The 12777-nt window shown below is 70.7% G+C and carries 9 protein-coding genes and 2 pseudogenes; 3 read left to right on the top strand and 8 right to left on the bottom strand.

What is annotated here, in order from left to right; all coding sequences use genetic code 11:
- From VF794_RS40795 to VF794_RS40825, 7 genes and pseudogenes are all read right to left on the bottom strand, one after another.
- Positions 1-1214 (bottom strand): annotated as a pseudogene (locus VF794_RS40795) (hypothetical protein); the annotation flags it as partial.
- Between the two features lie 101 nt (positions 1215-1315).
- A complete protein-coding gene (locus VF794_RS40800; RefSeq protein ID WP_331119315.1) occupies positions 1316-1987 on the bottom strand; it encodes a hypothetical protein in 672 nt (223 codons plus the stop codon).
- Positions 1988-2278: 291 nt separating this feature from the next.
- Positions 2279-2899: a DedA family protein gene (locus tag VF794_RS40805; protein ID WP_331119317.1), complete on the bottom strand. Its 621-nt coding sequence runs from the start codon at positions 2897-2899 to the stop codon at positions 2279-2281.
- Positions 2900-2910: 11 nt separating this feature from the next.
- A complete protein-coding gene (locus VF794_RS40810; protein ID WP_331119319.1) occupies positions 2911-3978 on the bottom strand; it encodes a radical SAM protein in 1068 nt (355 codons plus the stop codon).
- Positions 3975-4214 carry an anti-sigma factor gene (locus tag VF794_RS40815; protein ID WP_331119320.1) on the bottom strand — a complete coding sequence of 80 codons (240 nt, stop codon included), beginning with the start codon at positions 4212-4214 and terminating at the stop codon, positions 3975-3977. The genes VF794_RS40810 and VF794_RS40815 overlap by 4 nt, the downstream gene beginning before the upstream one ends.
- Before the next feature lie 59 nt (positions 4215-4273).
- On the bottom strand, positions 4274-4888 hold the full coding sequence (locus VF794_RS40820) for an RNA polymerase sigma factor (protein ID WP_331119322.1): 615 nt from the start codon (positions 4886-4888) through the stop codon (positions 4274-4276).
- 35 nt (positions 4889-4923) lie between these two features.
- On the bottom strand, positions 4924-5505 hold the full coding sequence (locus VF794_RS40825) for a DNA-3-methyladenine glycosylase (RefSeq protein WP_331119324.1): 582 nt from the start codon (positions 5503-5505) through the stop codon (positions 4924-4926).
- Between the two features lie 128 nt (positions 5506-5633).
- On the opposite strand from VF794_RS40825, the pseudogene VF794_RS40830 reads away from it, so the two are divergent.
- A pseudogene (locus tag VF794_RS40830) lies at positions 5634-7211 on the top strand (4-alpha-glucanotransferase); the annotation flags it as partial.
- A gap of 96 nt (positions 7212-7307) precedes the next feature.
- On the opposite strand, the gene VF794_RS40835 reads toward VF794_RS40830, so the two are convergent.
- Entirely contained in the window at positions 7308-7625 is a 318-nt protein-coding gene (locus VF794_RS40835; RefSeq protein ID WP_331119326.1) for a hypothetical protein, read from the bottom strand.
- A gap of 133 nt (positions 7626-7758) precedes the next feature.
- Here VF794_RS40835 and VF794_RS40840 point away from each other — a divergent pair, with 133 nt between their 5' ends.
- Positions 7759-10008 (top strand): BamA/TamA family outer membrane protein, encoded by a 2250-nt coding sequence (locus VF794_RS40840; RefSeq protein WP_331119328.1) that lies wholly within the window; start codon positions 7759-7761, stop codon positions 10006-10008.
- A gap of 20 nt (positions 10009-10028) precedes the next feature.
- Positions 10029-12777: AsmA family protein (locus VF794_RS40845; protein WP_331119330.1), on the top strand; the 2749-nt coding region annotated here is incomplete at its 3' end.

Consider the following 12777-nt stretch of genomic DNA (forward strand, 5'->3'; position numbering starts at 1 on the left):
CGCCCCGCTCCAGTGGAGGGCTCGAAGCCTTCCGAGGGCGGCTCGAGGCTCGGGAGCGGAACGCGCCACAGCGAGGTGCCCGTTCCCGCGGACGCGTAGGACTCGAGGGCGCCGGACTCGTGCACCACGACGCCCGCGTCCGAGATGGCGAGCAGCGTCCGCGCCATGCCATCCGGGTAGGGCGTCTCGAAGCGCAGGAAGCCGTTGCCCGTGTAGGACACCAGCCGGCAGCCCGCATCTCCGCCACACACCGAGGCGAAGAGGGCTCCGCCGTGCGTGAGCAGCGCCGGCCCGCCGGGCACGGAGGACGGCTCGCCGCCGAGCTCCTGGACGAAAGCCGGGGTGAGTTCCCCCGCGTCCGGGCGCACGCACCTGCCACCGCGACAGTGCCCCTCGCCCTGGCAGGGCGTGGAGGGGGCGCAGAGGAAGTCCTCGGGAGTGGGCACCTCCCGGCAGGTGCCGGAGAAGCACAGCCGAGCGGACACGCAGTCCACCTTGCCGCAGATGGACAGGTCCACGGCATCCACCTCGGTGCAGCCCTGCTCGCGCTTGCACACCCCCACCCGGCAGGGATTGCCCGACGCGGGACACGACACCGGAGACGTTACGCAGCCCGTTTCCGGCGCGCACGCGTCACGGGTGCACGGGTTGCCGTCGTCGCACGAGCGCGGCGAGCCCACGCACACCCCGGACTGGCAGCGCCCATTCTCCTGGCACCGGCTGCCAGGGATGCAGCCCGTCCCGTCCGGGGCGACGGTCTCCATGCACACGCCCGGCTCCAGCTCGAAACGAGCCTGGCGGCACTGCGCCGAGGGAATGCACGCCAACGGCCGTACGCCCTCGCCCCTCAACGGGACTTCCTCCGTGCGGCCCTCCGAGGACACCACCAGCGTGCCCTCCGCCGGGCCATTGCCCGCCAGGAACAGCACCTCCAGTGAGACCGAGCCGGCGCCGGGGATGTCTACCTCACGCTCGGCCACGGAGAAGGGCCCCCTGCGCACCGAGGCGGACACCGTCACGCTGGCGCGGCCCGTGCCCAGCACCTGTACCGAGCGACGGGCCGTGTCGCCCTCCAGCACCCGGCCGAAGTCGAGCACCTTCTCCTCCAGCCGGAAGCCTCCACGTGTCCCCCCCACATCCGGCTCGTCACACCGGCAGCCGCCAGCGAGCACGAAGGCCACGAGGAGGAGGAACCAGGGACGGGAACGGAGCATGGCCGCCAGTTAACGCGGGCCCGCTCACACGCTCAACGCCCCTGCTGGGGACGGGGGGCGGCAAGCCCCTCGCCCTGTCTTTCGGGTGACGTCGGCGGCGGTCAGCCCACCGCGCGGACCGGCTGCATGCCATCCAGGAGGGCCTCGGCGAAGCGCTCCAGATCGGCCAGCGGCACGTCCTGCACGCTCAAGAGCGTCTTGCCGCGGTGGACGCGTGCGTTGACGCGCACGCGCGCGTTCTCCTGGAAGTGCTTCATCAGGCTGTCCCGGAGGAACTGGACGCGCGCGGCCTCCCCGGCGGGCACGGGCACCTTGGCCGTCGCGCGCTTGTGCTTGAGGGCCAACTTCAGCTCCTCCAAGGAGCAATCGGCGAAGGGCATCCGCTGCACGGAGCCGTCCTGACGCGGCACTTCGATGGACGTGCGGCCCGGGTCCCCCTCCGGGAGTGGAATCTCGGTGAGCTTCTCGTAGGTGAGCAGGGCGCCCAGCTTGCTCATGCCATACGCCACGCAGAGGGGCTCGGAGAACTCCTGGGAGACGGTGCCGTACAGGCTCAAGGTCGCCTGCGAGAGCGCTTTGACGTGCTGGCTGAAGAACAGCTGCGCGCTCGTGTAGCCGCCCTTCTCCGCCAGCTTGTTGGAGACCACCTGATTGTAGAGCCTGCCGATGTGGTAGTGGCCGGCATTGCCTTGAGCCACGTAGCCGAGGATCGATTCGCGCACCTGCTCGAGCGTCAGCTCGGAAGTGGCGTTGCTTGCGTTCATCGCGTTCATGAGGACTTCCCCCCTATGAGGAGTCGAGGCCGCTGGAGTGCGGCCCGCCCGGACATCGCAAGCCGCGGGCCATGGGCGAGGCCCGTCATTTCGCGCCCTTACGTCTAACTCCAGGGTTACGAGACATCCTGACGCGCGGACAGCATCCACGGCGCGGGACGACCGCCGCAGGTCACTTCTGGTTGCCCAGAACCGAGCGACACCTGCTGGAATGCACTTCACTTCTGGTTGCCCAGAACCGGGTCATCACCGCGCGGGTGTGCAGGTCACTTCTGGTTGCCCAGAAGTGGCCTACCGCTCCGGGGCCGGCGTCCTGCGCTTCGCCAGGGCCCGCACCGCCACCGCCACCACGCCCACCAGCACCAGTCCGAGGACCGCCCGCTGGTAGCGCCACATGAGCGACTCCAGCCGCTCCAGGTTGCCGCCCACCGCCGCCCCCAGCGCGAGCACCAGTCCCGTGTGCGCCATCGCCGACAGCGTCCCGAGCGTCAGCGCGTTGCTGCGCGGCATGTGCGCCGCCCCCGCGGCCACGAAGATGAGCCCCCGCACGCCCGGGATGAAACGGTTGGCCAGCAGCAGCCAGGGGCCCTTGTGCCGCATCTGCGACTGCATCGACTCCAGCCGCGCGTGCGTGATGCCGAGGAACGCCTCACCCGGCCGCCGCTCGAAGCGGCCCACCAGCCACCGCCCGACCTGGTAGTTGATGAAGGCGCCCACCACGCTTCCCACCACCACGACCAGGAACACCAGGGGCCACGGGTGCTCGCCCCGCACCGCGTACACCCCGCCCAGCAGGGTGATGGTGTCCCCGGGGAACGGCGGCACCACGTACTCCAACGCCGCTGCCAGCCCGAGCACCAGCAGCCCGAGCAGTCCGATGTGCGTGATGAGGTTGTCGAGGTACTCGACCATGTACCGCCAGACTAACTGGCGACGGGAGGCGGCGGCACCACGACGCCACCATACTGTGAAGCTTCCAGCGTCCCGCACGCCGCCCCGATGTCCTTGCCCCCCGAATAGCGCCGCGCGATGGGCGCCCCCAGAATCTGCAGGTGGTCCCGGAACGCCTTCAGCTCCTCGGGCGAGGGCGGCTGGTACTTTCCCGTCGGGTCCGTCACGTCGATGAGGTCCACCTTGATGGGGATGCCCTCGAACGCCTCCTTGAGCGCCACCGCGTCCTCGCGCTCCAGGTTGAAGCCGCTGATGGCCACATAGGCGATCATCGCCCGCTCGCGCCGCACCGTGGCGTACTCGCGGATGGCCTCCACCAGCTCCGGCAGCGGGTGGGCCTTCTCGATGGGCAACACCTTCAGCCGCTTCTCCGGGATGGCGCTCGTCACCGAGAAGGCCAGCCGGTACGGGTGCCCCTCGCGCACGTAGCGCCGGATGGCCGGCACCATGCCCGCCGTGGAGAAGGTGATGGACGGGCCGGCGATGGCGAAGCCCGCCGGGTGGGAGAGGATCTGCGCCGCGCGCAGCGTCTCCGTGTAGTTGAGCAGCGGCTCGCCCATCCCCATGAAAACCACGCCGCGCACCGGCCGGTCCGCCTCGGCGCGGATCTGCATCACCTGGTCCAATATCTCCCAGGTGCGCAGGTTGCGCTGGAAGCCCAGCTTGCCCGTCATGCAGAAGTCACAGGCCAGCGCGCACCCCACCTGGCTGGAGACGCACACCACGTACTTGTGGTCGAAGATGGGGATGCGCACCGCCTCCACCCGGCCGCCCAGCGGCGAGGCGAAGAGGTACTTCATGAAGCCGTCGTCGGCCCGGCGGCGTTCCACCACCTCCAGCCGCGTCAGCTCCGACTGCTCGCGCAGCACCTCCGCGACGCGACGCGGCACCTGGGGCGCCCGGCACACCTCCTCCAGCGAGGAGGCCCCATGGGCGAACACGGCGGCGAACACCTTGCGCACCGCGGTGGGCGAGGGCTCGGCCGACGACAGTGCCTGCTGCAACTCCGGCAACGACAGGGACTTCAGGTTGAATTTCACGAGGCGGACTTGATTCGGGCGCGCAGGTAATCCGTCAGCTTCGCCGACACTTCCTGCGGCATCTGTTGGGCCAGTGCCCGTCGGCAGAGACCTGGGGTGGCCTTGTAGGTGCGCAGGAAATCAATGCACGGCGCGCAGCCAGACAGGTGCTCGCGCAGGTGTTGTGCTTCCTCGGGCGGTATCTCACCGTCAAGGAAGTCCAGCAGGAGGTTGATGGCGTCTTTACACGTGTACATCCGGACCTCGGCCGCGGCCTGCCTCGTTACTCACGAGATGCCCAGCCCCCTGATGGGTTTCACCCGCCCGTACTGCCCTGATTGTAGAACCGATCGATGGCTTCGCGTAGGGCGAGCCGGGCTCGGTGCAGCCGACTCTTGATGGCGGGAATGGAATCCCCCGTCACCTCTGCAATCTGTTCGTAACTGAGCCCCTCCACGTCTTTCAAGAGAAAGACTTCCCGGTACCCCTCTGGCAGGCGATCGGTCGCCTGTTGGATGGCCTGCCCCAGCTCGGCGTCGAGGATGCGCCCCTCGGCGTCCCGGCTCCAATCCTGGGGGGGGTACTCGGCCAGGCTGCCCCGCTCGGTGAACTCCGGGCCCTGGAGCTCCGCCTCGGCCGCCTGCACCACCCGGCGGTGCCTCAGCCGCATCAGCGCGTTGTTGGCGGCGATCCGGTGCACCCAGGAGCCGAAGGCCGCATCCCCGCGAAAGCCCTTGAGGTGTTGGTAGGCGGACAGGAAGGTGTCCTGGGTGATTTCCGCGGCATCCGCCTCGGAGCGGGTCATCCGCAGCGCCAGCCCGTACACCTTGTCCCGGTGGGCCTCCACCAGCGCCTCGAAGGCGCCGATGTCGCCGGCCTGGGCCTGCGCCACGAGCTGCCGGTCCTCTTCCTTGACGGCCTCGTCGGACATTGGGGGCGCACCCTCCCAGCCCACCCCGCCCCCCGTCAAGGGCGCTCGCGGCGCCGTCGTCCCGGTGGACGGCTCACGTGTTGACTGCCCCGGAGCCACAGCCGGTAGGGCGCCAGGGCCCATTCCCCGGCGTAGTCCACCCCGATGCGGGGGCCGCGCTCCACCTGGGCCTCGGGCACCGGCGGGCCCGCTTCAATGTGGAGCTGGGCGCTCTGCAAATCCCAGCGGTTGTGGGCCAACGTCAGCCCCAGGGCCCGGCACAGCCGCCCCGGCCCATCCGTCCGCACCCGCGGCCCCAGCCCCTCCACCGGCTCCACCGCCCGCACCAGCACCGCCGAGGCCACCCCCTCCGCATCCGTCACTGTGTTGAAACAGTGATACATGCCGTAGATGAGGTAGACATAGGCCCGTCCCGGCGGCCCGAAGAGCACCTCGGTGCGGGAGGTGCGCCCCTTGGCGGCATGGCACGCCAGGTCGTGCTCGCCCACGTAGGCCTCCGTCTCCACGATGCGGCCCACCCTGCGCCAGCCCCCCTCGTCGAGGACGAGTCGGGCACCCAACAGCTCTCGGGCAACGGTGAGCGCGGGGCGCGCATAGAAGGAGGCGGGCAGACGCACGGAGCGTCAACCCATGGCGCTGGAGCGTTCCTCCGACAACAGCCGGCTCGGAGCCAGGGGCCCGAAGTGACCCCCAGAAAGCAGGCGAGCCCGGGGCGGCCCGTCCGTCCGCCAGGACAGTTCACAGCGGCAAGCGCGTGGTGCATTGTGCGCGCACCATGGCTTCCACCGGCCGGCTCTCCGGTCTCCTGCTTCCGCTCTTCTCCCTCCGCTCGAGGACCGATTTCGGTATCGGCGACTTCGGCGGGCTCGACGGCCTCTTCCACTGGATGGAGGCCGCGCGCCAGCGCCTGCTGATGCTGCTGCCGCTGCTGCCCACGGCCCCCGGCGACCCCAGTCCCTACTCCACGCGCTCGGCCTTCGGCCTCAACACGCTCTTCATCAACCTGGAGATGCTGCCCGAGTTCCACGCCACCGGCGGCGAGGCGGCGCTCTCGGACGAGGAGAAGCGCATGCTGGCCGAGGCGCGCGCCGCGCCCCGCGTCCGCTATGACCTCGTCTTCCGGCTCAAGGGCGCCGCCTTCCGGCGCTGCTTCGAGCACTTCGAGCGCACCGAGTGGCCCCACGGCCCGCGCGCCCAGGACTTCCTGGCATGGCGCCAGGAGCAGGGCGAGTGGCTGGAGAGCTACGCGCTCTACACCGCCATCTCCCACGAGCGAAACCAGGCGCCGTGGTGGGAGTGGCCGGAGCCGCTGCGCGACCGGAACCCGGAGGCCCTGGGCGCCGAGATGGCGCGCCTGGAGCGCGAGGTGCGCTACCACGCCTGGCTCCAGTGGGCGGCCGAGGTGCAGTGGAACGCGGTGCGCGCGCGGGCCAAGACGCGCGGCATCCTCCTGTGTGGCGATGAGCCCTTCATCATCGGCCAGGACAGCGCGGACGTGTGGGCGCACCGGGACGTGCTGCGCCGCGACGCCCGCCTGGGCGTGCCCCCGGATGCCTTCTCCGCCACGGGCCAGGACTGGGGCCTGCCCTACTTCGACTTCGAGCAGATGGAGAAGGACGACTACCGCTGGCTCAAGTCCCGCGCCACCAAGGCGGCCAGCTACTATGACCTGCGCCGGGTGGACCACGCGGTGGGCTACTTCCGCCAGTGGATTCGCGACGAGAAGACGCCCACCGGCCGCTTCATCCCCGACAACGAGGAGACCTGGAAGCGTCACGGCGAGCGGCACTTCCGCCTGCTGTCGCAGAACGCGGGCATCGTCGCCGAGGACCTGGGCGTGATTCCTCCCTTCGTGCGCACCATCCTCAAGAACCTGGGCCTGCCGGGCTACCGGGTGATGCGCTGGGAGCGCGACGACAACGTCTACCGCGACCCGCATGCCTTCCCGCCCGTGTCGCTCGTCACCACCGGCACCCACGACACCGAGCCCGTGGCCGAGTGGTGGGAGGCGGCCACCGAGGAGGAGCGCCTGGGCATCGCCCGCGTCTACCCCGAGTTCCAGGGCCTCGGGGTGACGCGTGAGTTCTCCCCGGAAATCCACCGGGCCATGCTGGCCTCCGCGCTCAACGCGGGCAGCGACCTGTGCGTGCTGCCCTGGCAGGACGTGCTCGGCACGCGCGACCGCATCAACCTGCCGGGCACCATGGGCGACGCCAACTGGGCCTACCGCATCGCCCAGAACGTGGAGGACCTCCTCTCCATCGACGAGACGCGCAAGGCGGCCGAGCGGCTCGGCCTGCTCACCGCCTCGGCGCGCCGCTGAAGTCCACCCCCCCGGCCCGGGCCGCCCACCTTGGGGGGCCCGGCGCCGGGCAGCGCTACGGCTACGGGCAGCTTCAAGCCGTCCCCTCTTACGACGCTAGTCCCGGATGCACTTCACCTGGCCGGGGAAGCCGTCGAAGATGGCGCAGCGCCCGCCTTCCTTCTCGCACTCGAGCTTCTCGCACACGTCGAGGAAGAGGCACAGCGCGGGCGAGCGGCCGTATTCGAAGAACACCTCCAGGCAGGCCTGTCCCTCGTAGGGACAGCCCAGCGTGGAGCAGTACTGGAGCTCCAGCTCGGGCTCCCCCAGTATCTCGCCTTCCTTCAGCCGCACCGCTTCATCCTCGCTCACTCCGCACGAGGTGAGCACCGCCAGTGCCACCGCGCCCAGGAGTCCTCTGATTCGCCATGCCATAGGTGGCGTCACTCTGGAGCAGGCAGGCACGGGATGCACGCCCCCTCCTTCCCGCGGCGCGCCGACTGTCCGCTGGAGGAGAACCCGCGCACGGAGCGAGTCAACCGGGTGACTTCCAGGCTATGTACCCGCCGTGGACGCCGCCTCGCACCGCCGCCAGATCCTCCCCGTCCTCCTCCTGCTCACCCTCGCCGCCGGGTGTGCCACCGCCTCGGGCTCCGCGCCCCAGCCGGACCAACCCAAGGTGGTCGACCTCGACATCGAGGGCACCGACCAGGTGAGCGCCTCCGACATCAAGGAGAAGATCGTCACCAGCAAGACACCCTGGTGGGAGCCCTTCAACCCCTTCGTCCCGCCGAGCTACTTCGACCCCAACGCGTGGCAGGCGGACCTGCGGCGCATCGAGCGCTACTACCAGTCGCAGGGCTTCTACCAGGCCGAGGTTCTCTCCGAGAACGTGAAGCCCAAGGGTGACGACGCGGTGGCGCTGGAGGTGCGGGTGCGCGAGGGGGAGCCCACCCAGATCTCCGCGCTCGAGGTGGCGGGGCTGGAGGAGCTGACGGCGGAGCACCGCGCCAGGGCGCTGGCGGAGCTGCCGCTGGTCCAGGGGCAGGTGTTCCGCGAGGAGGACTGGGAGGCGACGAAGGAGCTGGTGCGCCAGCGCCTGCGCGAGCTGGGCTACGCCGAGGCGGAGGTGGGCGGCGAGGTGCGCGTGGACGTGGCCACGCGAGGAGCCCAGGTGGACCTCCAGGTGACGCCGGGGGTGCGCTACCGCTTTGGCAACATCTTCATCGTCACGGACCCCAAGCCGCAGGTGAAACCCCAGCGCATCATCGAGCAGGCGCAGGGCGCGGTGCGCAAGGGGGAGTGGTACAGCGAGACGGCGCTGTCCGAGGCGCAGGCGCGCGTCTTCCGCATGGGCGTCTTCGGCGCGGTGAAGGTCAACCGCGCCGCGCCGGACCGGGAGAACCGCACGGTGCCGGTGGTGGTGGACGTGCGCGAAGCCCCCTTCCGCTCCATCCGCCTGGGTGGAGGCCTGGGGGTGGACGCGGCCCGGCAGGAGGTGCGCGTGCTGGGCGAGTGGACGAACCGCAACTTCTTCGGCGGCCTGCGCCGGCTCACCGTGGGCGGCCGGGTGGGCTACGCCTTCATCCCCAACATCACCGCCGCCTTCGACACGGTCGACACCAATGGGGACGGCGAGGCAGACGAGCCGAACCTCTCCACCCCGCATGGCTTCGTCGGCGAGCTCTCCGTCCAGTTCGAGCAGCCCCGCTTCCTCGCGCGAGATCTGCGGTTGCAGACGACCCTCACCGCGGAGCGGGGACTGGAGCAGGCGTACAACTTCATCGGCGGGCGCCTGCGGGGCGGCGTCATCTGGCAGCCCCATCCGGACTTCTCCTTCTTCCCCTCCTACAACCTGGAGCTCTACCGGCTCCAGGGCCAGCGGGGACTCCAGGACCAGACCACCATCCCAACGCTCGTGCTGGGCTGCCCGGCGGGCGAGAGCCAACAGGACACCTGTCTCATCTCGGTGAGCTACCTGGAGCAGACCGCGGAGTGGGACCGCCGCGACGACCCCATCGCGCCCAAAGAGGGCTACTACACCGCGCTGTCGCTCCAGGAGGGAGGCGGACCGCTCCAGGGGGACTTCACCTTCCTGCGCGTGCTACCGGACGTGCGCGGCTACTACACGTTCGGTGAAACCGAGCGATTCACCGTCGCGGCGCGGCTCCGGTTGGGCACCCTCCTCACCCCCGTCACCACCAACGAGACAGGCGAGCGCATCCGGGAGGAGAGCGCCATCGTCAACCGCTTCTTCGCGGGCGGCGGCGCCTCCATGCGCGGCTTCAACAGCCGGCGACTGTCTCCCATGAACATCAGCAACCCGAGCGCGCAGGAGCCCTCGGAGCGGGTCGTCCCCGTTGGCGGCAACAGCCTCATCGAGACGTCCGTGGAGCTGCGCTACAAGCTCTTCGGGCAGCTGTCCCTCGCCGCCTTCCACGACACCGGCCTCGTCGGCGCCGGGCCGCTCAACTTCGGGCCCCACCAGGACGACGTCCGCAAGGAGAGCGGCCGCGTCTTTGGTGACTACCACTACCAGGCGGTGGGCCTGGGCGTGCGCTACCTCACCATTGTCGGGCCCGTGCGGTTGGATCTGGCCCGACGGTTGAACATTGGCAAGCCCCTGCCCATCTTCGACCCTGCTTCCGGTCGGTCCACCACCCTGGGCGGGGTGGGAGACTGTTTTGGACTGGGAGTGAAACAGGACCGCATCACCCGCCCGGATGGCACCGAAGCCCTCGTTCCCCGAGAAAAGGAATACGCGGGGGCCCCAGAAGGTCTCTGCACCTTCTTCTTGTCGATTGGAGAGGCGTTTTGAGCAGAGGCAAACGACGGCTCTTGTGGATCCTCCTCGGCATCCTCGGGCTCGTGCTGGTGCTGGTGACCGGAGCGCTCCTCTACCTGACGGGGCCCGCCGGGGAGGAACGTGTCCGGGCGCTGGTCGTCGAGCAGGCCAACAAACAGCTCTCCGGGCGCCTGGAGGTGGCCGGGCTCGACCTCGGTCCGCGCTCCCTCGTCCTCACCGGCCTGAAGCTGTATGACCCCGAGGGGGAGCTGGTGGCGGAGGTGGAGCGGGTGGAGGCCCACCTGGCGCTCCTGTCGCTGGCGCGCAAGCACGTCGTCGTGAGCTCGGCGCGCGTGGAGCAGCCCCACCTCTACCTCCACCAGGACGAGCGCGGCCTCAACCTCTCGCGCGCCATCGCCCCCCGGGAGACCAGGCCCGAGGAGCCGCCCAGCGAGCAGCGCGGCACCCTGCGCTTCTCCCTCAGGGACTTCCAGCTCGAGGACGGCTCCGTCGACTACACGGCGGAGTCCCCGGAGGGCACGCGCGAGCTGCGCCTGGATGACCTCGATGCCACCGGACAGGCCTCATGGGCCGCGGCCACCGAGGCGCTCGACGCGAAGCTCGACGCCACCGCCAGCCTCGCCCGTCCCGTGGCGGGCCCGGTGCGCCTGTCCCTCAAGGGTCAGGGCGAGGAGGGCAAGCTGAACGCGGACGTGGACTTCTCCGCCCCGGGGCTCGCCCTGGTGGCCAGCGGCGGGCTGGAGGGCGAGAAGCAGGCCCACGCCGAGGTGAAGCAACTCACCCTCACCCCGGAGACGGCACGCGCCTTCCTGCCCTCCTACCCCGTGGCCGCCCCCGTCAGCCTCTCGGGCACCGTGGCCCAGGCGGGGGACATGCTTCGGGTGGATCTGGACGGGCAGGCCGCGGGCGGCACCGCCGAGGTCCAGGGCTCGCTGGACCTGGTGCAACTGCGCACGGACGGCCTCACCGCGCGCGTGCGCGACCTGGACCTGGCGAAGCTGCTGGGGGGCGGGCCGAGCAGCCTGCTCGCCGCGGACCTGAAGGTGACGGGCGGCGGCAAGAGCCTGGAGACGCTCGACGGCACGGTGGACCTCACCATGCGCCCCTCGCCCATCGCCGGCCAGACGCTGGGGCCGGTGGAACTGCACGGCAGCGCGAAGAATGGCCGCTTCGCTCTCTCCCAGTTCCAGGCCCAGGCGCCCGGCGCCAGCCTCACCGCGAGCGGTGGAGGTACCCTGGAGGATCTGCGCCTCGAGGGCCGGCTCGTCGCCTCCGACCTGGACACCTTCGCCAACACCGTGGGCCGGCTGGGGGACAACAAGCCCCTGCCCCTCTCGGGCCATGGCGCCCTGGACTTCACCGTCTCCGGCCCCGCCCGCACGCCCGCCGTGGCCCTCTCGGGCGGCTTCGACGCGCTCGCCTGGGCGGACACGACGGTGCGGGGCCTCACGCTGGACGCGCGGGTGCCAGACGTCACCCAGCCCCTCACCACGGACGCCACGCTCAAGGCCACGAAGCTCACCACCGGTGGCCGCACCTTCGAGGACCTGAACGCCTCGCTCGCCACCCAGGGCCGCGCCCTGGAGGCCACCGTCACCACCGGGGGCGCGATGGACCTGCTCGTCTCCCTGCGAGGCACCGTGGACAAGGACGGCCAGGGCCTGGGGCTCGACACCCTCACCCTGCGCTACCCCGAGGCCGGCTGGACGCTCCAGCGCCCCACCCACCTGGGCTGGGGCAATGGCCGCGTGGTGGTGGCCACGCCCCGGGAGCCCCTCTCCCTGTCCTCCGGAAACCAGGCCCTCGCGCTGTCGCTGATGATGGTGGGCGAGCGCCTCGACGCGACCACGGAGCTGCGGGCCTTCGACCTCGGCAAGCTGCCCAAGGCCTTCATGCCCCCGTCGCTCCAACTGGACGGTCAGCTCGACGGCACCGTGGCGGTGAGCGGGCGCATGGCCCGGCCGGACGCCACCGTGGACCTCGCCCTGCGCGGCGGGCGCTACCAGCAGTACGCCGACCTGGCCTTCGACCTGAAGGGCCGTTACGTGCGTGACCGCGCCACCGGCACCTTCGCCGCGAGCGCTCCCGCCGGCCGCGTCTCCTCCACCTTCGACGTGCCGGTGCGGGGGCTGATGCTGCGCCGCCGCGAGCCCGTGAGCCTGGAGCTGACGATGGACCAGGTGGACATCGGCCCCGCGCTGCGCATGGCGGGCCAGCCCGAGTCCGCCACCGGCATCCTCTCTGGCTCCATGACGCTGCGGGGCCTGGCGAACGACCCGCGTCTGGAGCTCGTGCTGAAGGGCTCGCGGCTGCGCTACTGGGGCGTGCCTCCCCAGCAGCCACCTCCGGTGGTGCTCGCCCCCGGCGCGCTTCCTCCGGAGCTTCAGGCCCTGCCGCTCGGCTTCGAGCTCACCGCCCGCTCCGACGAGAAGGATGGCTCGCTCAGCGCGCGCCTGGAGCTCCAGGGCATTGGCCAGCAGGCCTACGCCGCGCTCCAGACGCCCTTCACCCTGGGCCGGCTGCTGTCCAACCCGCCCACCGCGGCCCAGATGATGGACACGCCCATGCCCAAGCTGGAGGCCCGCGTGACGGAGCTGCCGCTGGGCCTGCTGTCGCAATTCGGCCTCGCCGCCCGGGCCAGCGGGCTGGTGTCGCTGACGGCCGACCTCACCGGCCCGCTGCTGGCCCCCGTCGGCGTGCTGAAGGTGGACGCCCGACGCGCGACGGTCAATGGCCTCGAGCCCCTCGACGGCAACCTCGCCTTGCACACCACGGCCTCGG

It is taken from the genome of Archangium sp. (assembly GCF_036389735.1).
In the GTDB taxonomy this organism is placed as follows: domain Bacteria; phylum Myxococcota; class Myxococcia; order Myxococcales; family Myxococcaceae; genus Archangium.